Below are 20,315 nucleotides of genomic sequence, written 5' to 3' on the forward strand. Positions count from 1 at the left end.
CCGCCGTATCAAACTCTCGGCGATGGGCTTTGATGAAGGTGTACTTCAATCGGACGTGCTGCGATCTCCATCGATTCCCCATGAATCCTCCCCCTGTTCTAACGACCACCCTAAGGTGTCCGTTAAAGCCTGGGAAGTCCATCTCCACGCTTCCGTCATATAGGCCCCATGCTCACGCTGATTCAGTTTCCCTGGTCGCCGTTCTGCATCACGATCCGGCACATCCTGAAACGCCATCACATTCCGTTCACACTGCGCAACATTGCCTTTCATGATCGCGCGCCGGTCATCACCGCGACAACGGGTGCCGGCTACACCGTTCCCTGCCTCGTCGATGGGAAACGCGGGATCTGCGACGTGACGGACTTGGGGCAAGAGGTCGCGCGACATGTCGATCGGCGCTTCACGCTCAACCTCTTCCCGAAGGAGTTCGACGGCCTGCAGCTCATTCTCTCGCGCTACATCGAGCAGGAGTTGGAGATGGTGGGGTTCAAGGTGAACGATACCTACGTGATCCCGAAGCGCCCGCTGGTTGAACGCACGATGCTCATCCGCCACAAGGAGCGGAAGTTCGGAAAGGGCTGCGTCCGGGAATGGACCGCTCAGCGCCGGCCTCTGTGCGCGCAGTTTGCCGATCTATTGGAGCCGATCGACAACGTGTTGGCGGCCTCGCCGTTTCTCCTGGCTGACCGGCCGCTCTTCGCCGACTACAACCTCTATGGGGTGCTCGAAAACTATCTCTTCAACGGGAAAACCAAACTCCCCGCCTTGAAACACCTCCGCCGCTGGCACCGCGCTATGACACATGCTCACTAAACGTCGGCACCGCTTCCGCCCCCTGCGCAAGCTACTCTACATTACAATCGGCTTCCTGCTGCTCGCGCTGATCGGCGTGGGATATCAGATTGTCGGCATGGTGCAGGACCGGAAGCAGTACCCACCGCCCGGACAGCTTATCGACGTCGGCGGATATAAACTTCACCTCTACTGCACCGGCGAAGGCAGCCCGACCGTGATCTTGGATGCCATGGGTCCTGGTTGGTCGGTCTATTGGGCAGAGGTCCAGCCGGAGATCGCGAAAATCACACGGGTCTGCTCCTATGACCGGGCAGGATTCGGCTGGAGCGATACTGGCCGTCTGCCACGCATCGGCAGACGGATGGCCGATGAGCTTCACCAGTTGCTGACGAACGGCGGCATCTCCAGCCCCTACCTGCTCGTCGGCCATTCGCTGGGCGGGTTCGTCGCTCGGCTGTATCGCCAGGCCCACCCGAACGATGTCGTCGGGATGGTGCTAGTGGATGCGGGGCATGAACGGCAATTCGACCAAGTCGAGTTCATGCGATTCGTCTCACCCGGAAAATCCATGTTCCCGATCATCCGCGCGGTGACGGCCCTAGGCCTGACCCGGCTGTTGATCTCACGGGATCTTGCGCCGTCGTTCTTTGCCACCCAGGAAGCCGGTGTGCCTGCCGACATCCGCCCGCTCCTCCGCGCCGGATGGACGCAGTCGCGCTACTTCAAGACGATGACATACGAAGGTGCGGCACTGGAGGGGACCGCTGGGCAAACCGGGATGGCCGGTTCGCTGGGGAACCTGCCCTTGACCGTCATCACCGCGACCGGACCAACCTGGTGGCCCGAGATGCCGCCGACGGTGAATCCGGCCAACTTTCGAAAAATGTGGCTGAAGCTGCAAACTGACCTCACCAAGCTCTCCACCAACAGCCGCCAAGTCTTCGCCGACCGCAGCAGCCACTTCATTAACTTCGACCAGCCTGAACTCATCATTGAGACCATTCGGGAAATGATCGCCTCCCAGACACCCTCTCAAATCCAGAAGTAATCCATCTCAACGCCCTTGCGTTGATCGGAACGGCAGCCTGCATTTTGACACCCTCATGTCTACCGACTTTGCTATACTCCCTTGCATCATGGCCTCAGATACACCGGCTTCGCCGCCGTCAGGAAGAGATCGCCGCGAATTTTATCGAATTACCGTCACCCTGCCCGTCCGCATTCAGCCCGAAACGGATACGACGGAGGGTGCGCTCATCGAGCAATCCGTCAACATCAGCGGCGGCGGCTTCGGCATCACGGTCGCCACGGTCTATCAACCCAACGACATCCTTGCGGTCACGCTTCGCCTGCCCGATCATGGCCTCTTCACATCCTTCGCCGAAGTATTGCGGCTCGATCCCATCCCCTTTCCGGGAGGGACCTATCGCCTCCACGCTCGCTTCGTCAGAATGCCCTCACAGGACCGGGAAGTGTTGATCAGACATATCCTGCGGTTTCAGCGGGACCACCTGCAAGAACACTATTCCGCATAACCTAGAGCAACATCCGCGCGGCACCCGGGCAAAGACCACAGTTTCCCTCGCGTGCAATCCCACTGCATCAGAGCGCGGGAAGACCATCCGTCGACAGTCCTCCCGCGCTGCATGGCTCACGTGCCCGATGGGGCTCACGCTGCTTTGGGCAGTGACGCCAGATCGACTGACTGCCGAACCGTCTCGACCGGCGGAGTGGAGATGGACACGGTGCTGGACTCGGCAGACAACGTCCAGAGTCCCATGAGCAGCACCGCTATCGCTCCAATCACAACCAGCCCGGCATCAATCACCGAACTCAAATCCATCATCGTGTTCACCTCCTTTCTTTAGCGTGTAACGACGCCCGGATATCTGTCAAAAGAGGCCATGCGCCAACGGCCCCGTCTTGTGCTCCGCCGAAGATTCCGTGGAACCCCGCCGGTAGCCTTCCGATGACTCACGCCGCCAGCGCCATGGCACCCGGCCGCGTTTACCGTCACTGCGCCGCCCCTCATAGCGATTCTCTTCCTTCTCCGCATTATCATCACGTCGCCGTTTCGCAAACCACCTTGATTGTCTCATCAAGCATTTCCTTTCTCTGTTATACCTCCCCCTGCCCTACAGCCGGAGAGAAGGCCTCACCGGATGGAGCCATCGGTGAGGCCTCATTGACCGGTCACGATGCAGGAGGAAGGACGGTTATCCTGTTAGACAGGCAACACTACAGCGATGCGTTTACCCTTCGATCATGATGCGCCTGGGTTTCGCCTCTTCCCGCTTAGGAAAGGTCACGGTCAGGATCCCATTCCTGTGCACAGCCGATGCTTTCTCATGATCCACAAACGTCGGCAACCGGAAGAGCCTGGCGAACTGCCCGCCGGCGATCTCACGCAGATGATACGTCCCCTCTGGCCCCCGTTCCTCTCTCCGCTCTCCCTTCACCGCCAACACCTGGTTCTCAATCTCCAATGAGATGTCTTTCGGCTCCCACCCTGGGAGCGCAACCTCCACATAGAAGCCATTCCCATCCTCCCAGGCATTGCAAGCAGGCGCCCAGGCCTGGCCCGACACGCCGAAAGCACGCAGGGCTTCGTCGAACATCCGGTCCACCTCGCGATCAAATGATCCGGCCCTGACCGGGGACACGACAGACGGTACATAACTGCTCATAGCTGTCCCTCCTCCTCTCCTCTGAGAGGTCATATGATGGGTTGATGTTGAGATGGAATGAGAGTCAGGCCGAGGACGATCCGGGGCAATATCTGCCGCCGCTACTCCTCCAGTGTTGGCCTGGCACCAATCCATCCGGTTTCGTATCAGCAACGAGAAGGCAGATAATTTCACCCGGAGCAAAGTCAAGAGGGGGCCCTCTTAGCCTTGTTGCAAATCAACGCAGCCTCCGATTTCACACATTTGCGCAGACTTCCCCCGCGGGTACCCGCCTGAACGCGAGGCGAGCCGGCTGATCCAACAGCGGGCACGGTGCCCGGTTGTGCACAGCGCGATCGCTATCCGATCTCCACACAACCTCCGGGCACACCCCGTACGCTGAATTCCATGCGCGGCCATCAATAAATGACAAACTCCTTGGCGATCATGCGACCTTCTCATAAACTGGTTGCGACCCTTAGGAGGAATTCCGATCGCAATGTCCGACACACAGTTCGAGCAATTGGTGCGCCGTCTCGAGACGTACGCCCATAAACATCCGACACCGTACAAACTGAAGGTCGCGCTGGTCGCCGCTCTCGGCTATGCCTATGTGCTGGCCATCCTGGGCCTGGCATTGGCGGTCGGCGCCTGGCTGATTCTCTCACTGAAAGACGGAGGATCAGGCCATCTCAGCTCCATCAAGCTGCTGTTCGGCCTTGGAGTGCTGGCGGCGATCATCCTGCGGGCCTTCTGGGTGCGCCTTGCCCCGCCGACGGGCTATGAGGTGTATCGGGAAGACGCGCCGCGCCTGTTCCTCCTCATCGATAAACTAACCACGGCGTTGGGCACGCCACTCTTTCACCATGTGCTCATCGTGAACGACCTGAATGCCGCCGTCGCACAGCGACCGCGCCTCGGCATTTTCGGCTGGTATCAGAACTATCTGCTGCTCGGCCTCCCCCTCATGTTGGCCATGACACCGGCCCAGTTCCGCGCCGTGCTCGCGCATGAGTTCGGCCACCTGGGCCACTCTCATGGGCGCTTCTCCGGGTGGATCTATCGCACCCGCATAATCTGGTCGCGCCTGCTGGAAGAGCTGCGCGCCCGCGATCATTGGGGCTCGGTGTTCTTTACCAAGTTCCTGGACTGGTATGCCCCCTTCTTCAACGCCTACTCGTTCGTCCTGGCCCGCGCGCAGGAGTACGAAGCCGATCGTCAGGCGGCCCGGCTGGTCGGCCCGCACGCGATGAAAGACGCCTTGGCATCGCTCCAGATCATCGCGCGTCTGATGGACGAACGGTATTGGCCCGCTTTGAATCGCCGGACCATCACAAATCCTGCACCGCCCGCCTCCCATCTCGATGAACTCATCACGGTGTTGCAGCGCGTCACGCCTCACGACAGCATTCAGAAGTGGATGCACGAGGCGATGCAGCAGACGACCGGCTATGCCGACACGCATCCGGCCTTGGTCGATCGACTGGCCGCGTTAGACCGACTTCCGGAAAAACAGAATGCCCCCGAACCGCCGGCCGATTTTCCCCATCTGCGCGACCCTCACGAGGCCACAGCCGCAAACTATTACCTGGACGCGCATGCCACCGCGACACGCGAAGCCCTCGACCGCAGCTGGGCGGAGTCTGTGGCGGACGAATGGCAACAGAAGCACGAAGAAATGGCGGCAGCGCGGGCACGCTGCCAGGCCTTAAGCGACCAATCTGCGACCGTCGGGCTCTCGATCGACGAGCTGTGGGAATATGCGTGCCAAATGGAAGCGCTCGAAAGCGACCGCGCAGCACTGCCGTTGCTGCAACAATTGCTCACGAAGGCACCCGCTCACGCGGCGGCGAACTTGGCGATGGGGCGCCTCCTTTTGGCGCAAGACGATCAAGCCGGTTTGCAGTATCTGGAGAAGGCCCTGGCGGCGGATCGCGAGGCGGTGATTCCAGCCTGCCAACTGGCCTCCACTTTCCTGGAACGCCGGGGCAACCATAAAGAATCCATGCGCTACCGCGTCAAGGCGCAGCGGCAACGGCAGCAGCTCCTTGAGGCCGAAGCCGAACGCAGCACGATCAAACCCGGGGACTCGTTCGAGCCGCACGGGCTGCCAGCTGAAGTGATTGAGGGGATCGCCCGGCAACTGGCATCGAGACCCGATATCCAGGCGGCCTACCTGGTCCGCAAGACGGTGCAGGCCCTGACCCGCGTCCCCTGCTATGCGTTGGTCATCATTCCGCACCGCGCCTGGTACGAGTTGCACGCGGACAGCAGCAATCAGGCTCTCTTGGAGCAGCTCCGCACGACACTGACGCTACCGGAAGACACCTACATCCTCATCGCCGACCAGCTGATGAAACACCGATGGATTAGCACTCTCAGACCCATCCCTCAATCCGCCATCCTGAGCACCCACACCACCGCTTTATAGCTCCCGCGCCTTCGCTGGTCGGCCCCCTCGAAAGGTGGAGGAAATTCTTGCTGCGCAGCGCCGTTTTGCCGTACTTATCCTTGATTCCCTCCGCCCAGCATCATAGCGATATCCCCCTTCGCTCGATGCTATTCCTCAAAACATCCGCAATCTGACACATCCGGCCGGTCAGGCTGGGCAATCCTCTCGCTGGTCTCCGGCTTGCACTGGAACCGGTATCGGCTGTCCACTGAAAGGAGTCCGGCGATGTCGTTCGTCATGGTTGTCATGCTGATCACGCTGCTTCCCTTTCCAATTGTGGTCGGGGTGCTGGCGCTGGAAGAAATCCGGGCTGATCGCGAACATTCCTCCCACCCCCGCCGATCGCCGCTGAGTCGCCCGGCATCGGATGTCTGATCGATCAAAAAGAAAGGCCACCCATGTGTCCGATCCACGCCGGCACGTTCGCATCCTGGTCAACCGGCGGGGCCTCATGCATCGCAACGGAGCTGCTTGTCTCTGCACCCTCGTAAATCTCACCGCGCTGGGCCTCCAGATTTCCGCCGAGCTCCCCCTGCTGGTCGGAGACCGAATCGAAATCGAGTGTCAGCTTGAAGGCGAGAGCCGGATTTACTGTGCACTCAAGCTGACTCATGCCGCAGGGAGACACGGCGGCAGCCGTGTCGTCGACATCACGCCCGAACATCACGGCCTCCTGATGGATTTCCTGGATGGACAGGACACGCCCGCTCACAACACCCCCTGACCGATCCGACTCCGCTCAACAGCAACCGCAGCCCCTCCAAGGAGGGATACTTTTTCCGTCTCACACCGCGCTACACTGCACCCTGCCATGGAACAGACCAAACCCTATCAACGTGCGCATTATCGCTTACCCCTTCCAACGGCCTATCCCGTGATGTTTGCCGGCACCTCGGCGATCGGCGAGGGCACCCTCACCAATCTGTCGGTGTTTGGCTGCACGATCGAATGTACGACGATTCTGCCCCAAGCGACGAACCTGTTACTCCGGCTGATTCTGCCGGATCAGAAGGAATCGCTCCCGATCGAAGAAGCGGAAGTGCGGTGGATCGATGAGCAGCGGATCGGAGTGCGATTCAGCAAGGTGGAGCGTGCGGCCAATCTTCGGCTCCATGGATTTGTGTGGGACCGGATGCTCGAACGCATGCAGGCCATCAAGCAGCGGCGCTAGATACTATTGGTCTTCGGCTTGGTCTCCCTGCTGCCTTGTCGTGGGCAAGCGAGCGATTCGTTCACATCCCTCGTAGACACCTCAGTTGCACCTACAACACGTTAGAACCGCATGGCAACCTTCTGCCACGCCTGCTCCAGAAGTTGTGTGCCGAACAGGACCGGAGGACTTTCCCGCCAGTACCACACCCGTTCGGGATACGTATCGAAGTCGAGCCGCTCTGAACCCCAATCGCCCGAATAGGCATACCCAATGGCATGCATTCCGATTGAAACGCCCGTCAACCCTACGACCATATATTTGATCCAGCGTCTCCGATGAATTTGCTCCAGGGCGGGAACCATCAAGAAACAGAGGAAAGGGGCGCTATCCGCCAAAAGCCTTGGACCATACCCATGTCCTCCCCACCAACTCCCAAGCGTCGCGACCGGGATGAGCAACAAAAGAGTCCCCACGCTCAGATACCTGAGTAGCACCTGTCCCGGCTCTCTCCATGCCACCGCTATCCCGGCCAGCGAACAGAGAAAGATCGGGGAGTAGATAAACAACCCACGCGCCGGGGAAAATAGCACGCCCGCAATCCCTTCGAGGAAGGGGGTGTTGAACCAGGAAAGATGGTGCCCCACGAGGGAAGCCGGAGTGACAACGGTCGCACCAAATCCGGTCCGGAGAGGCGAGTCGAAATACGCGTCGTTGTACCACAGAAACAGCAGCAGTGGAGGAATACCGGCAAGCAAGAACCCAACACATTGCTCCCGATGCTTATGGAGCACATAGAGTGCAACCGGAAGCGCCATGACGAGATTCAACGGGCGACAGATAACCGCCCAGCCAAGCGCCAGTCCGGCCCACGCAATAAGAGCCGGAGTCTCCCTGCCCCTTACCAGACAGTACAGAGTGAGCGAGAAAAACAGCTGGCTCGGACCGTGCTGCCACGAGGCTTGACTAATAAGACTCAAGCTGCTTGTTCCAAAAGCATAGACGAAGGCAATGAACCACGCCACGCGCGGCGTCGTGACCCGCCGTAGCCCGCTAAATAGGGTAAGCACCGATAGCGCTACCATGAGCATACCTGCCCGCTTCTCCAAATCGAAAAGCGTCTCAGCGGCGAGCCTCGTCCCCACTTTGAGAACGGGAACAATATATACCGGCACGGACAGGACGGCTCCCCATGGGGGATAAGTCGATATCAGATGTCCGTTGATGACCCGGACAAAGTATTGTTCATCGTACTGCTCGATGGTAGAGGCATACTCATCGAGATAAAAATCTCGGTCCATGAGGAGGCTGACCGGAAGAAAACGCGCAGGCAAGGTATCGGCCGTTTCGAAGGTGTGCCCGTTAGAGTAATACACGGTCAACGCCCCGATGAAAAGCAGGAGCGAAGACTGCAACCCTTCTAACACCGATCTGGCGCCACGCCTCTCTTCCATCCAGGCCTTGCCTAAGGAGAGAGCCAGGCAGAGGGCAAGCCAGTTCCTCAGGGAAGAGGCGTGCAGATGAACAGGACCAACGGCAATATCGTAGCCCCCCTGAACGAAAAACAAGACCAGGACGTTGGCACAGGCCACAAAACAAAGCCCCTTGATCAAGGCCTCGAGACGAGATGGCGCCTTGGTGTCGGCCGGAGCAACCATCTGCAGCAGTTGAGGAAACGTCACTGATCACCCTCCTTCAGAATCATGTTGCCTTCAACCCTTCAGCAGATGCAGCATCAAGTCAGTTTCGCGAAGAGGTCAAGGAGATGGCTGCCCACCGTCGCCACTCTTGAGGAATCAGCCAGATGCCCACAAACACAATGCCATCGAGGATTCCGGGAACCCCATGTCGAAACGCCTCCTTCAGGAGCGGCCAGAACGCCGATCGGTCCCCTTGCTCGATCGCATTGGCGCTGACCCAGGTCAACAAAAACGACGCGTAGGCTCGGGAGGTCACGAGGTGGCGGTTCTGCTGTATCCAGGAAAATGAAAACTGCCAGTTCTTGCTACTGCTGATTGTCTGGAGTTTCTCCTCCCGATGCCAAATGGCAAGTGGTTCTGGGTTCGCGACAAATAGCACGGCGGTTTCGTCACGCATGCTGGCTCGGAGGAGCCAGTCTATGTCATCGTGTCTGTGCGACTCTGCTCGAAACGGGACCTTCTGCAATACCTGTTTGGTCGTAAGAATCGTAGAGGTCTGCACAAGCCCTTCTCCTCCGAACAGACGGGTTCGGCGGAACAGATAGTCACTCATGAGCTCACCGGGCGCCGGCAATCTGCGGGGCAACACGACATCGGCGGTTTCACTCCGCTTGATGAAACGGCACGAGATGATGGGGTCTTGGAACATGGACTGCTGGGCAGTGCGTAGTTGGATGTCGAGCTTATTGGGAAGCCATTCGTCGTCGTGGTCGAGTAAGGCGACCCATCGTCCTCGAGCTGTTTCGACTCCTGCGTTGCGAGCCTCTGCAGGTCCCAGATTGTGAGACAGCGGCTTAATTATTAATCTGGGATCTTCTATTGCACCTAGAGCCTGCACGGTCGCCTCGTCCGGTCCATCGACAACGACAATCACTTCAATCGCGTTCACGGTCTGAGCCAACGCACTACGTACCGCTCGCACAACCAAGTGCGGCCTGTTCAGAGTCGGGATGACGACCGACACGATCGGCTCACTGATTCCCACGCCTATCTCCTACTCCTGAGTTCGTCGAAACACTCGCATCCGGATCCCGTTCCTCGGCCGCAAGGTCATCTTGGGCTCAGGCACGATCGTCTGCCCCTGGACCAGGGACAACTTGAACCGCTGCGCGATCGAGGCCAGCACTAAGATTGCCTCCATCTTGGCAAAATGCTCTCCGATACAGACGCGCGCACCGCCACCGAACGGGAAATAGGCAAACTGTGGGCGTTCTTTTTTTTCGGTTTCGGTAAATCGTTCAGGGTCGAAGCGCTCAGGATCTGGAAAATACCGGGGATGGCGCTGCATAACGTATTGGCACAGATAAATTTTTGATCCTGCCGGGATGGTGACCCCGCTCGGTAGCTTGTCCTCCGCCTGCGCAATCCGCACAAAGAGCCAGGTGGGCGGGTACAACCGCATCGACTCGGCTAGTACCATTCCGCAATAACCCAAGCGAGGAAGATCGTCAGCAGATGGCAGCCGACCACCCAAAACCCTATCCACTTCCGCAAGGAATCTTGCCTCGATTGCCGGATGTTGGGACAGGAGATAGGAGGTCCAGGTCAACGCCTCGCCGATCGTCTCATAGCCTGTAACCAAGAGGGTTACGACTTCATCGCGGACCTGTTGGTCCGTCATGGCTGTCCCGTCGTCATATTTCGCGCAAAGCAACAGAGAGAGCAGATCCCTGCCGTCCGTAGGATATGCGCGCCGTGCCTGAATCGCTCGAGCCACGATGGTATCAATACATTGCATGGCTTGGCGGTACTTCCAGCCAATCCGGCTGGGCACCCATTCAGGGAAGGGAGAGAAGAACACATGCTCCATGTAAAGCCGCCGGATCGTAATGGCCTCGAGCAATGCGGGCAAGTTATCGTCAGCATCCGCTCCCAACAAGGTCTTAACGATATTCCGTTGGACGAGACCCATCATCTCGCATTCGAGGTCCAGCTCCATTCCGTCAGCCCACCGGACCAGCATCTCCCCGACCCCCTCGGTGATGATGCGAGAGAAGGATTCCACGGTCTTCCGGTAGAACACCGGCTGCATCATCCTTCGCTGCCTCAAATGTTCAGGTCCCACACTGGTGAGCAGGCCCGCCCCCGACAATTTCTTTCCTTTCGCACTGGTCATGCGGGGCGATTTGCCGTAGTTGTCCGGATTGAGTACCAACACATGTTTGATATCGTCCGGATTATTCAAAAGGAAGGTCGGCTCTCCGATCTTCAATCTGATCACGTCCCCATAGGTGGCGGCACAGCGCGAGAGAAAACCTAGCTTGTCGTACAAGAACTCCGGCAGATTCCCCACCAGCGGATATCCCGTCGGTCCCCGCGCTATGGTCCTCGTCTGACTACTGTCGCTCATACGGATACGGCTCCCTTCACACCCCGACCGCCACACCCTTCTTTTTCCCAATGGTATCGATGACGCGCAGATAGCGAGCTAGGTATTGTGCTCGCGTATAGAATCGCTCGTACCCGGATCGGGCCCGCTGCGCGAGTGCCTCTCGTAAGGTCGCGTCCTCCGCGAGCGCGGAGAGAATCTGCCGGAGCTCCTTTCCGGATCGATACACGAACCCGCCACCGGTTTTTTCGACCGCTTCCCGGTTCCCGCCGGCGTCATGCACCACAGCCGGTGTCCCGCAGGCCAGCGCTTCGAGCACGGTCAGCGGGAACACTTCCGGCGCCAGCGACGGAAGGATCAAGGCCGTTGCACTTTGATACGTCCCAATCAGCTCACGCTGAGGAACCGATCCCAAGAAACGAATATGGCGGCAGCCGGAGTACTGCGTTTGAAGGGATTGTCGCAGGTCTCCGTCTCCAATGACGTTCAGATCGAATTCCGGCAATCGCGCGAACTCCTCCAGAAGACCACCGATGCCCTTCGAAGCTGTGATGCGGCCGACGAACACAAAGCGCGGCCTTCCTCCGTCCGCAGGGCGTCCAGAAGATCCCGGCTCTAGGCTAGAGAACGTCGGTAAGACCTCGATGGGCGTAGTCAGTCCCGCGGCGCGGTGTCGCTGTGCCGTGTATTCGCTTGGAGCTAAGAGTGCGTCGACATTAGCCAAGCTGCGCTGAATCAAGTTCGTAAACCGCCACAATTGAGGAGGAACCTCTGATCGAAGGCAACAAGTGAAACACTCCGGACGGTCGCAGGCTTGAGCTTGATTCTTCCAGAAAATATGTGTCGGACAGAGCAGCCAGTGTTCGTGCAGGGTATACAGCGTCACAGGTGCGCGGCTCAGTTGAAGGACACCGGGTCCTCCGATCAAAGAAATGTTATGGAAGTTGACCACATCGAAATCACAGTCAAGTACCGCTCGCAGCTGTCTCGCCTTTACTCCCGGCCAGCCTGTTTGTTGGGTGAGCAGCGGAGACAGCTTACCGAAGGGGCTGCGCAGACGATGCACCACCACCCCATCCCGCTCGGCCTGTACAGCCGGCTGCTCCCTGCCTCGCAGGCGATAGGCATCTTCGCAGTGCACGACTTCGACATGATGGCCTTCGGAGACCAATGCGCGAGCGAGCGCCTGCACAAACGTCGCATCCCCACCAAAATGATAGGGAGGATAAAATGTGGTCACCATGCAAAAACGCATCGAGTCTTTCCTTAGGTCAACCGCGTCGTTCCATGGACTCCCACACAAATCCAGCTGCATTGGCCACCTGCGAAACTCCGAGCAAGAGTGTCAACTGAACTTTCCTCTTCGTCCGGGCAACGCTCCGGGACGCTCGAAGCAAATTGAGATAAAACGACATGGGCTCCAACGACATCTGTCCGTTTCTCGGCGAAGCCTGCATCGTCCGATATCTGAACGTCCCGCGCCCATAGTTGAAATGCTGCCGGACAAAAGCTCGAAACGTGAGGGGATGCGCATGCGTGACGATGACTTCGGGAGCATAGACCATGCGATACCCATGGCGAGTCCAACGGTTACAAAACTCGCGGTCTTCTCCTGTCGCCCTCACAAAGGATTCATCAAATCCGCCGATCGCATGGTAACGATCTGTCGGAACAACCAAGTTGTTTGGGGTGAAGAATTGCGCGGCCCCAGGCAATGCGTTGTAGTAGGAATACAAGTATTCGATCAACAGATGGGTGGCCATCGAGTAATGATTGTCTGGGAATGCGTTGATAATGGCCCCGCCCACTGCGGAATCCGGCTCAGCGGCAACGCGCATGGCCAACGTGCTCAGCCAATTCACGGCGGGCATGCAGTCGTCGGCCGTAAAGACAAGATACTCGCCCTTAGCTTTCACCGCACCGGCATTCCGCGCGCCTGACGGTCCGACATGCGGCTGCCGGAGCAGCGTCACGGGTAGCAAATCTCTGACTGCCGCAACGACAGCATCGAGGGCTCCACCGCCGCCGTCGTCCACCACAATCACCTCAAAACGGTCGCCGGGATATTCGAGTTTTGCCAATGACGCAAGACATGTCGCAAGTTGCTGAGTGCGACGATAGGTAGGGACGATAATGGAGAAGAAGGGTTGCGTTCGTTCCATCACACCTCAATGGGAAAAGGTGTTTGTTCCTGACGCTTCCGGATCCATTCCGCCATCATCCCAATCGCGCTGATGGCTTGCGACAAGAAAAGCAAACCGGCCAGCACTGTTGCTTGCGGAAGAGGCAGCCGTGAAAATGGAGCCTGCAACAGGCTGCGATAATAGTTCGGGTCCGGCGAGAACAGCTTCCAACCCTGATGTTTCCGCGCTCGTTGTAACCGAATGGCCCCACGGCCATAATTGAAATGCTGCCAACAGAAGGAACGCCACGTCAACCGATGAGCGTGCCCGACCACGGCTTCGGAAGCAGAGATCATGCGGTACCCTCGGTGCAACCAGCGGCCACAGATGTCACGATCTTCTGAAGCGGTTGTTCCGAACGTCACGTCAAACCCGCCAAGCTCCCGGAAACGATCTGCCGGAATGGCCAGATTGTTAGCTGTGAAAAACCGCGCCCGCTCGGGGTCGTTATTATGATAGACATGGCCGATATCGACAATCAGTTGGCTTGCAACGGCATACCGGTTGTTCACAAGAAGATTTTCCACATGGCCCCCCACAATGACCGAATCCGGTGCAGACAGAAATCGCATGGCCAACGTCCGTAGCCAGCCGGACTGCGGAAGACAGTCGTCGTCGGTAAAGGCAAGGATCTGGCCCTTGGCGTTCTTTGCACCCGTGTTCCGCGCCGAACCTGGCCCTGCATTGGCTTGTCGGATCAGCCTGATCGCAAGCCGTTGCTGAAATCGATCGACAACTGAGGCCGGCGAAACGGCACCGCCATCATCCACCACCAGCACCTCAAAGCGATCTGGGGGATAATCCAGTTGAACCAGAGCCGCGAGGCAGTCGGCCAGTTGCCCGGGACGATTGTAGGTCGGAATGATGATCGAAAATACCGGCAGCATGTGCGACGTCAGGCCTCCCCCGCCACTTTCAGAGACAACGCCTCAAGCTTTGCCCTGTCCCTCCTGGTCAGATACCGCGCCTTGAACAGCTCCATTTTGGCCAGTTCCTCGGTCGCCTGACCTCCCCCAAATAGATACCCGACCATTTCCCCTGCGGCACTGACGACCAATCCCAGAACGAGCGGAGGCAATACCAGTGGCCACCGCATCCTCGGAAACGTGGATTGGGAGAGGGCCTTCAGGGCGCGTGGGACGCGTACGAACGGAATCAACGGAGAGCCTCCGGCATAGAGAAACCGCTTAAACAGGGGCCATGATTGAGCCCGTGTGGCAGCAAACCGTCGGCCGGTGTAAAACCGTTCCGGCAACCAGAACGCCAACGACGAGATGTTGGCGTGGTACACCCTGGCCTCCGGATCGAGATATAGCTTGTAACCTTTGGCTTGCAGATCCCAGTGGAGGAGAATCTCCGAGTCCATCACCGCGTCGAGCTGTTGATCGTAGCGCATCAGGATGTCCCGCTTGTATGCGGTATGATGGCCCGGAAGGTATGTCGAGATACCCACAGCTCTTGTCTCCACACAATGTCCGTAGTCGACAAAAAGATTCGCCCAACTGATCATTCCCGGGTTGGCATTTCCCATCACAGCCCCCACGGCGGCCCACGGCTGCCGGTGCGCCGCGATCAGCGCCTTCGCCCAACCTGGCCCCGGAAACGCGTGACTTTCAGCCAACACAACCACCGGCGCGCGCGCCTGGCGAACTCCCGCCGAAGTCGCAAGGGCTAATGGAAGAATTGCGGGAACTTCAACCACTCGTACCTGAAAAAAGGCGGCAGTCTCCTCACAGTCGAGTCCGAGCCTGTCCGACGATTGAGTGACAATCACGAGCTCGAGTTCCTCCCGCCCTGCTTGCGCCTTCAGGTGCCTGATTGTCTGACGAATCGTCTCGTACTGATCCGCGACAATTACTATCGACATCGCAGGATCTCTATCCCGATACATCGTTCCCTCCTCTGCCACGGTACACCTCATTCTTCAATCTGATTGCCGGCTGTCGGGGGTACCGCCGGGATCGACGTGACCTGATGTGGCGCCTGGGCCACGAGAACGGGTTGTCCGCGTGACGCAGATGCCATCGCTGCGAAGACCACCTCTAATGCCCGACGCCCATCGTCCACCGTACAATCCAAAGGACCATCGTGGCGAATCGCTCCAAGGAAGTGTCGCCATTGCTCACGATACGACGCAAGCACATCACCACCATGCCGCAGCCGCACGAGGCTGCCTGGCAATTCCTTCACGGTCCGCAAGAAGGCATCCACACGGGCTCGCCCATTGCCAGGAATGCTGCCTTGGGGGAAATACTCCAGGCCGTCGAAACGATAACAGGACACCTGTAGACGGCCTCCCCGTCCGTAGACTTCCACTTCATTGTTTTCACCTGTCCGCTCCGAACAGGTGGCCGTCGCGAGGACGCCATTCGTCAAGCGCGCAGTGACCGTCACCGTTTCATCTTCCCAGGGCCCTGATCGGCTGACTGCAAACACGCTTTCGATCTCTGTCTCCAACAAGAATCGCCAGAGGTCGAAGACGTGAATCGCCTGATCGAAGAGCGAACCTCCGCCCGAGGCACGATGCAATTGCCACCGGGAGGGTGCTTCGTGCGCGCTTGCAAACACAGTCCGGATCGCCTCCACCTCCCCGACAGTTCCCCGCTGGAGCAAGGCCCGAGCTTGTCGGATGAGACGATGCCATCGGAAGTTGAAACCCATCAGGACCTTACGATCGACCTGCTTGGCTCGATCTCGAATACGGTCTGCCTCCTCAAGAGTCGCAGTCAACGGCTTCTCGATGAACACATGCTTCTCTGCGCCAAGCGCAGCCAGAGCGATTTCTGCATGAAACTGAACGGGGACACAAACCGCGATGACGTCGACCAGGGTGTCGTTCAACAGCGCATGAACGTCGGGATAACGATTCGTGATATGAAATCGGTCTGCAAGCTGTTTGAGGCGAGCGGCATCGGTATCGGCCAGCGCGACAACCTCTGCGCCAGCCAGCCGGCTCAATGCAGGAAGGTGACGAAGCGCCGTCACCCTTCCGCAGCCGATGACGCCGACTCTAATGGGACGCCTCATGTCTAAGCCTCTTCTCACGCGCCAACTATTGTGGCCTGTTGCCAAAATCAACTAAAGGCCTGGCAAACTCGCATGTGGCGAGCAACCAATCCGTATGGCAAGTCACAGCAATCGCGCTGTGGCACCCCCCTTACCGATACTGCGTTCCCATGATGCCGTGACCGCGGTAGGCAGCCAACATCCCCGGGATTTCAAGGATGTGCGTGACCATGGTCAGCGCAATCGCGAACGGCACCTCGTACCATCTCACGTTGTAGTGGCGAAAACAGCGAACGCAATCGCGAATACTGTCGAAGGTCTTCCCGGCCACGATCAGGGGAATAGCGATGAGGCCCATGCGAATCAGGCCCGCATATGGCAGTCGATCATCGCGCAGCCTCGTGATGACGGTGCTGTATCCGTGATTGCGGCGTATGTCCCGCTCCATCGGCCATCCTTCGAAATCGTGCACCACCACCAACTCCGGATCGAACCACAGCGTCTCACCATCCCGGAGAAAGGCCTCAGACTGTATTCGGGACGCAAACGCTCCCATCCCGACGGGAAGGGGGTGGCGACAATAGACTTTGCGTTTGAATGCCGTGGCGTTGCCGGAAATGAACCTGCTAGGACCGCTACGACCAGGGTCGAGATACGACCGCGATAACAGACCCAGTATCCGCTCCAGGCGAGACCGGCCCGGGTACAAGGTCCTGGCGCTGACGGCCGCTGTGTCGGGATGTTCGGTAATGGCGGCGCGGAGCACCCGCAGCCACGACCGGGACGGGATACAGTCGGCATCGACAATGGCCAGCCAGTCGCCGGAGGCTGCCTCCACCGCTCGGTTCTTCAATTCATACGAAGACTCGGCGTCGACATGGAGCACCTTCATATTGGAGACGAGCCCTAATACGTCGCTCGGAATCCGGCCCTCGAATCGCGACGACTCAACGAGGATGAACTCCTCGGCCGGCGCGCCCTCCTGCTCTGCCCATGCCTGTAATGCCCGCCGGAGGTCTTCCCACGACTTCTCCTCGCCGGCCGCATAGTCAGAAACGACGATGACCGAAAGCTTTGTAATCATCTGATCCGTTGCCAACTGCGTCATGCCCTCCCCTCCTCTGAATCACTCACCTCTTGGTGCACGCTGTCCTAGCACTCACTTCCGAGAAGCTCCGTAGCGAACAGACCATCTGACCCACACACACAACCGCCATGCAAAGAGCGGGAAGCGGAATCCCCAAATGATTCCCACACGAAGCGCCTCAGCTTTTCCGCATGGCGGTCGACAGAGAACTGCCGGCGTAACTCCTCTGATGGTAGCTGACGAGCCAATTGATCGGCTTTTGAGGAACTCAAGAAGGCAGCCCAGTCCTCCGCGCTGTCCTTAACCACCAATCCCGATCCGGATGCGCAGGCGAAACCGCGTACGGCCTGTGTCGTGGCAAGCACCGGCATTCGATTGTGCAGGCTTTCTGCGACTTTAATATTGACGCCGGCGCCCGCACGAGTGGGGCACACCATGATGTCGACTTGATTCCAGACTGTTGCGAGTTCAGGGACTCTCCCGTGAAGCACGACTCGATCTGACGCGGACAAGCGCTCGCTCCCCCGCCCAAAGACGTGGACCTGGAGAGGTCTTTGGACCTTCGGAAGAACCTCCTCAATCAGCCACAGCCAATTCCGACGATTCGGCCACCAGGCGAAATCGGCGAGGTAGCCGAGGCGCAACGGACCACTCACCCGAGGCAGTCGGGATACCGGAGGAGCCACGAAGAGCGGCGGCACATGAAGAGCCCGGACCCCGGGAACCCGTCCCTTGCCCCAGGCCATCTCGTCGGCTGAAAGAAATATGACCCCGGCGGCACGATGAAAGGCCTCGATCTCATATTGCCGCTGTTTACTCACTTCTCGCTTAAACAAATTCGAGAGGAGGGGGGAGAGGGACAACTGCTGGGTAAGCACCCGGTGCTCAAGATTGTGGGCAACCAGCAGGACGGGCATCTCTGAGGGAAGCTCCTCGACTGCCCAAAGCATATCGCTTCCGTTTATCACGACCGCTGCGTAACGACGAGAGCGAACCGCCTCACGGATTCTCACCCGGAACTCTTCCTGCAGCGCGAAGAGTACTTTTGCAGGATGCTTCGAAACGCACGAATGCGCCAAAGACATGACTTGCCGAATTCGCCTCCAGGGACCCGGCGGCGGATGCAGAGGGCCCAACAAATCCACATCAAATCTTTGTTCCCCTTGCTGGAGCGCAGCCATCAGTCCTCGCGTATAGGTTCCTGCTCCGCCAGGATGCGTGGCAGGATCGACCAGCGATACGATGAGAAGGCACGGAGACGCCATCAGCAACCTTGCCTTACACCCAGAGCCCCCGCACAGCACCTGTCTTTGAGCTCAAGGACGGAGTTCCACATCGCACCCGCCAACCCACCTGCGCGATGCCGCCATGCATTCAGAGTGACTCCCTTTGCAACGCATACGCACTCACTCCCGCGAAACACTGGCTCCATCATGTCCTCGTCTTCAGGCTACTTGAGCCGGCTCCCGCTTTCGAATCAGCATCGAACGCACTGCGGCCAGCTCTCCATAGTGGAATTCCCCGATCAACCAATAGCCGAGCACACTGATAATCCCGAGCAGCACCAGCTTGGGAAACACGAGCACCCCGGAGGTCGGCCACCAGAGCGAGACTGCCCCAACGACAAGTCCGATCGCCAGACTCCGGATCACCGTTCCAACCGGCGGCCACACCTTCCACAAGGCATACACACCTGCCCCCGCCGCAATCGCCCCAAAAGAGGAGACCACAACAGTAACCCAGGCGGCACCTTGCTGTCCGAATCGGGGAATCAGTACGAGATGACCGGCCAATGCCAGCAGGACCAACGGGGCCGTAAACATGATCGTTCTGGCCGGTAATCCCGCAGCCGTCATGATCGTGATCGACACCATTAACATCACATTCGAGACCGCTCCGACAATCAGCAACGCCAACAGCGGGCCGGCGGGGAGAAACGCGGCGCCGAACACGACTTGCACGATCTCCGGGGCCGCACCGGCGATGATCGCCGCGACCGGAATGAGGAGCATCGTGACACGCAGCGCATCACGCGCGAGTTCCCGCGCCCGCTCCTCTTGACAGTCCGCAAGCTGACGACTCAGCGTCGCAAGAAGCAGGGAGGAGAATGTCCAAGAAAACAATCCGGGCAGGAGCGAAAGACTTTGAGCCGCACTATAAATGCCGGCCTGTGCGGCCGTCCCTCCGAGGATCTTAAGCATGAAGAGATCCATCCCGTTGAAAAAGATGAGACAGATCGAGGACAGGAACAACAGAGCGCCGTATCGCTGAATCGGGAGAGGCACCGGAGCCTGCTTGACGAACATCCCTTCTCCGAGGTACCAGCGGCTGAGCAGAAGCTCTGCCAGCGACGAACCGATCACACCGAGCAATGCCCCCGTGATGGAGAAGCCGGCCTGCACAAGCACCACCACGAGCCCCATCCTGACCAGCCAGCGGCCCGCCCTGGCGGCTGCTCCGGCCCGGTAATTGCCCATTCCAATCAATACGTTTCGATAGGCCTGTCCGACACATAACATCGGAATATCGAGCGCGCACACGCGGAGATAGAATGCCAAATCCGGCTCTTTGAACAACGCGCTGAGCGGGTCGGCGAGAATCCAGACAAAGACCATCGCCCCAATACCAATCTTCAAACTGAGGCGAATCACCATGGCACCGACCGGTTTCCAATCGTCCGCCTCACCGACAAACTTGATCGTCGCCTTCGTAAAAAATGAGTTGATCGCACTTTCGATCCAAATGATCGTGGTCAGCGTCAGAGCCAGCAACCCATAACCCTGGGGACCAAGTTGTCTCGTCAAGAAGCCAGTCGTAACAAGTGCCGTGAGCGGGAACAGCAGTTCCGCCAGAAATATCCGGGCGGTCCCGTCCATCATGCGACGCCCCGTAGTCGTTGTCAGTAAGCTCATTCCACCCTTTCAGACATCATGCGCGTAGGACT

21 protein-coding genes are annotated in these 20,315 nt (G+C 58.6%); 6 read left to right on the forward strand and 15 right to left on the reverse strand.

Features of this window, described 5'->3' with window-relative positions:
• The first annotated feature begins 168 nt into the window (after positions 1-168).
• Genes Q7U39_03440 through Q7U39_03450 form a run of 3 tightly spaced genes read left to right on the forward strand, consistent with a single transcriptional unit; the run spans position 169 to position 2,333 of the window.
• The gene (locus Q7U39_03440; GenBank protein MDO9116984.1) at positions 169-816 is read left to right on the forward strand and encodes a glutathione S-transferase family protein; all 648 of its coding nucleotides are present in this window, start codon (positions 169-171) and stop codon (positions 814-816) included.
• Positions 806-1,846, forward strand: coding sequence for an alpha/beta hydrolase (locus Q7U39_03445; protein MDO9116985.1), 1,041 nt, complete (start codon positions 806-808; stop codon positions 1,844-1,846). The genes Q7U39_03440 and Q7U39_03445 overlap by 11 nt, the downstream gene beginning before the upstream one ends.
• A 55-nt stretch (positions 1,847-1,901) precedes the next feature.
• On the forward strand, positions 1,902-2,333 hold the full coding sequence (locus Q7U39_03450) for a PilZ domain-containing protein (GenBank protein MDO9116986.1): 432 nt from the start codon (positions 1,902-1,904) through the stop codon (positions 2,331-2,333).
• Positions 2,334-2,467: 134 nt separating this feature from the next.
• On the opposite strand, the gene Q7U39_03455 is transcribed toward Q7U39_03450, so the two are convergent.
• The 3 genes from Q7U39_03455 to Q7U39_03465 form a co-directional block, all read right to left on the reverse strand.
• Positions 2,468-2,644 carry a hypothetical protein gene (locus tag Q7U39_03455; GenBank protein MDO9116987.1) on the reverse strand — a complete coding sequence of 59 codons (177 nt, stop codon included), beginning with the start codon at positions 2,642-2,644 and terminating at the stop codon, positions 2,468-2,470.
• Positions 2,645-2,690: 46 nt separating this feature from the next.
• Positions 2,691-2,897: a hypothetical protein gene (locus Q7U39_03460; GenBank protein ID MDO9116988.1), complete on the reverse strand. Its 207-nt coding sequence runs from the start codon at positions 2,895-2,897 to the stop codon at positions 2,691-2,693.
• Between the two features lie 153 nt (positions 2,898-3,050).
• Entirely contained in the window at positions 3,051-3,485 is a 435-nt protein-coding gene (locus tag Q7U39_03465; GenBank protein MDO9116989.1) for an Hsp20/alpha crystallin family protein, read from the reverse strand.
• A gap of 478 nt (positions 3,486-3,963) precedes the next feature.
• On the opposite strand from Q7U39_03465, the gene Q7U39_03470 reads away from it, so the two are divergent.
• Together Q7U39_03470 and Q7U39_03475 are read left to right on the forward strand one after the other, a co-directional pair.
• On the forward strand, positions 3,964-5,895 hold the full coding sequence (locus Q7U39_03470) for a M48 family metallopeptidase (protein MDO9116990.1): 1,932 nt from the start codon (positions 3,964-3,966) through the stop codon (positions 5,893-5,895).
• 246 nt (positions 5,896-6,141) lie between these two features.
• The gene (locus Q7U39_03475; GenBank protein MDO9116991.1) at positions 6,142-6,291 is read left to right on the forward strand and encodes a hypothetical protein; all 150 of its coding nucleotides are present in this window, start codon (positions 6,142-6,144) and stop codon (positions 6,289-6,291) included.
• 4 nt (positions 6,292-6,295) lie between these two features.
• Here the strand turns inward: Q7U39_03475 and Q7U39_03480 are convergent, their stop codons facing one another.
• The gene (locus Q7U39_03480; protein MDO9116992.1) at positions 6,296-6,628 is read right to left on the reverse strand and encodes a hypothetical protein; all 333 of its coding nucleotides are present in this window, start codon (positions 6,626-6,628) and stop codon (positions 6,296-6,298) included.
• Between the two features lie 99 nt (positions 6,629-6,727).
• Between Q7U39_03480 and Q7U39_03485 the strand changes: the two genes are divergently transcribed.
• The gene (locus Q7U39_03485) at positions 6,728-7,087 is read left to right on the forward strand and encodes a PilZ domain-containing protein (GenBank protein ID MDO9116993.1); all 360 of its coding nucleotides are present in this window, start codon (positions 6,728-6,730) and stop codon (positions 7,085-7,087) included.
• Between the two features lie 101 nt (positions 7,088-7,188).
• On the opposite strand, the gene Q7U39_03490 is transcribed toward Q7U39_03485, so the two are convergent.
• The 11 genes from Q7U39_03490 to Q7U39_03540 form a co-directional block, all read right to left on the reverse strand.
• The gene (locus tag Q7U39_03490) at positions 7,189-8,748 is read right to left on the reverse strand and encodes a glycosyltransferase family 39 protein (GenBank protein ID MDO9116994.1); all 1,560 of its coding nucleotides are present in this window, start codon (positions 8,746-8,748) and stop codon (positions 7,189-7,191) included.
• 58 nt (positions 8,749-8,806) lie between these two features.
• Positions 8,807-9,751: a glycosyltransferase family 2 protein gene (locus tag Q7U39_03495; GenBank protein MDO9116995.1), complete on the reverse strand. Its 945-nt coding sequence runs from the start codon at positions 9,749-9,751 to the stop codon at positions 8,807-8,809.
• 9 nt (positions 9,752-9,760) lie between these two features.
• Positions 9,761-11,116: a cytochrome P450 gene (locus tag Q7U39_03500; protein MDO9116996.1), complete on the reverse strand. Its 1,356-nt coding sequence runs from the start codon at positions 11,114-11,116 to the stop codon at positions 9,761-9,763.
• A gap of 16 nt (positions 11,117-11,132) precedes the next feature.
• Entirely contained in the window at positions 11,133-12,350 is a 1,218-nt protein-coding gene (locus tag Q7U39_03505; protein ID MDO9116997.1) for a glycosyltransferase, read from the reverse strand.
• Positions 12,351-12,366: 16 nt separating this feature from the next.
• Positions 12,367-13,257: a glycosyltransferase gene (locus Q7U39_03510; protein MDO9116998.1), complete on the reverse strand. Its 891-nt coding sequence runs from the start codon at positions 13,255-13,257 to the stop codon at positions 12,367-12,369.
• Positions 13,257-14,165: a glycosyltransferase gene (locus Q7U39_03515; protein ID MDO9116999.1), complete on the reverse strand. Its 909-nt coding sequence runs from the start codon at positions 14,163-14,165 to the stop codon at positions 13,257-13,259. Before Q7U39_03515 ends, Q7U39_03510 begins: the two co-directional genes overlap by 1 nt.
• Positions 14,166-14,173: 8 nt before the next feature.
• Complete coding sequence (locus tag Q7U39_03520) at positions 14,174-15,169, reverse strand: glycosyltransferase (protein ID MDO9117000.1); 996 nt, start codon at positions 15,167-15,169, stop codon at positions 14,174-14,176.
• Positions 15,170-15,195: 26 nt separating this feature from the next.
• A complete protein-coding gene (locus Q7U39_03525; protein ID MDO9117001.1) occupies positions 15,196-16,305 on the reverse strand; it encodes a Gfo/Idh/MocA family oxidoreductase in 1,110 nt (369 codons plus the stop codon).
• 130 nt (positions 16,306-16,435) lie between these two features.
• The gene (locus Q7U39_03530; protein ID MDO9117002.1) at positions 16,436-17,392 is read right to left on the reverse strand and encodes a glycosyltransferase; all 957 of its coding nucleotides are present in this window, start codon (positions 17,390-17,392) and stop codon (positions 16,436-16,438) included.
• A gap of 44 nt (positions 17,393-17,436) precedes the next feature.
• Positions 17,437-18,321, reverse strand: coding sequence for a glycosyltransferase (locus tag Q7U39_03535; protein MDO9117003.1), 885 nt, complete (start codon positions 18,319-18,321; stop codon positions 17,437-17,439).
• Positions 18,322-18,816: 495 nt separating this feature from the next.
• Positions 18,817-20,283, reverse strand: coding sequence for an oligosaccharide flippase family protein (locus tag Q7U39_03540; protein ID MDO9117004.1), 1,467 nt, complete (start codon positions 20,281-20,283; stop codon positions 18,817-18,819).
• Positions 20,284-20,315 lie beyond the last annotated feature (32 nt).

This window comes from Nitrospira sp., from assembly GCA_030653545.1.
In the GTDB taxonomy this organism is placed as follows: Bacteria; Nitrospirota; Nitrospiria; order Nitrospirales; family Nitrospiraceae; genus Nitrospira_D.

What these genes read in the sequence shown, in the direction of transcription:
- Q7U39_03440 (MDO9116984.1), top strand. Translation starts at nt 169, where the DNA reads ATGCTCACGCTGATTCAGTTTCCCTGGTCGCCGTTCTGCATCACGATC.
- Q7U39_03445 (MDO9116985.1), top strand. Translation starts at nt 806, where the DNA reads ATGCTCACTAAACGTCGGCACCGCTTCCGCCCCCTGCGCAAGCTACTC.
- Q7U39_03450 (MDO9116986.1), top strand. Translation starts at nt 1,902, where the DNA reads ATGTCTACCGACTTTGCTATACTCCCTTGCATCATGGCCTCAGATACA.
- Q7U39_03455 (MDO9116987.1), bottom strand. Translation starts at nt 2,644, where the DNA reads ATGATGGATTTGAGTTCGGTGATTGATGCCGGGCTGGTTGTGATTGGA.
- Q7U39_03460 (MDO9116988.1), bottom strand. Translation starts at nt 2,897, where the DNA reads ATGAGACAATCAAGGTGGTTTGCGAAACGGCGACGTGATGATAATGCG.
- Q7U39_03465 (MDO9116989.1), bottom strand. Translation starts at nt 3,485, where the DNA reads ATGAGCAGTTATGTACCGTCTGTCGTGTCCCCGGTCAGGGCCGGATCA.
- Q7U39_03470 (MDO9116990.1), top strand. Translation starts at nt 3,964, where the DNA reads ATGTCCGACACACAGTTCGAGCAATTGGTGCGCCGTCTCGAGACGTAC.
- Q7U39_03475 (MDO9116991.1), top strand. Translation starts at nt 6,142, where the DNA reads ATGTCGTTCGTCATGGTTGTCATGCTGATCACGCTGCTTCCCTTTCCA.
- Q7U39_03485 (MDO9116993.1), top strand. Translation starts at nt 6,728, where the DNA reads ATGGAACAGACCAAACCCTATCAACGTGCGCATTATCGCTTACCCCTT.
- Q7U39_03500 (MDO9116996.1), bottom strand. Translation starts at nt 11,116, where the DNA reads ATGAGCGACAGTAGTCAGACGAGGACCATAGCGCGGGGACCGACGGGA.
- Q7U39_03505 (MDO9116997.1), bottom strand. Translation starts at nt 12,350, where the DNA reads ATGCGTTTTTGCATGGTGACCACATTTTATCCTCCCTATCATTTTGGT.
- Q7U39_03510 (MDO9116998.1), bottom strand. Translation starts at nt 13,257, where the DNA reads ATGGAACGAACGCAACCCTTCTTCTCCATTATCGTCCCTACCTATCGT.
- Q7U39_03515 (MDO9116999.1), bottom strand. Translation starts at nt 14,165, where the DNA reads ATGCTGCCGGTATTTTCGATCATCATTCCGACCTACAATCGTCCCGGG.
- Q7U39_03520 (MDO9117000.1), bottom strand. Translation starts at nt 15,169, where the DNA reads ATGTATCGGGATAGAGATCCTGCGATGTCGATAGTAATTGTCGCGGAT.
- Q7U39_03525 (MDO9117001.1), bottom strand. Translation starts at nt 16,305, where the DNA reads ATGAGGCGTCCCATTAGAGTCGGCGTCATCGGCTGCGGAAGGGTGACG.
- Q7U39_03530 (MDO9117002.1), bottom strand. Translation starts at nt 17,392, where the DNA reads ATGACGCAGTTGGCAACGGATCAGATGATTACAAAGCTTTCGGTCATC.
- Q7U39_03535 (MDO9117003.1), bottom strand. Translation starts at nt 18,321, where the DNA reads ATGCTTTGGGCAGTCGAGGAGCTTCCCTCAGAGATGCCCGTCCTGCTG.
- Q7U39_03540 (MDO9117004.1), bottom strand. Translation starts at nt 20,283, where the DNA reads ATGAGCTTACTGACAACGACTACGGGGCGTCGCATGATGGACGGGACC.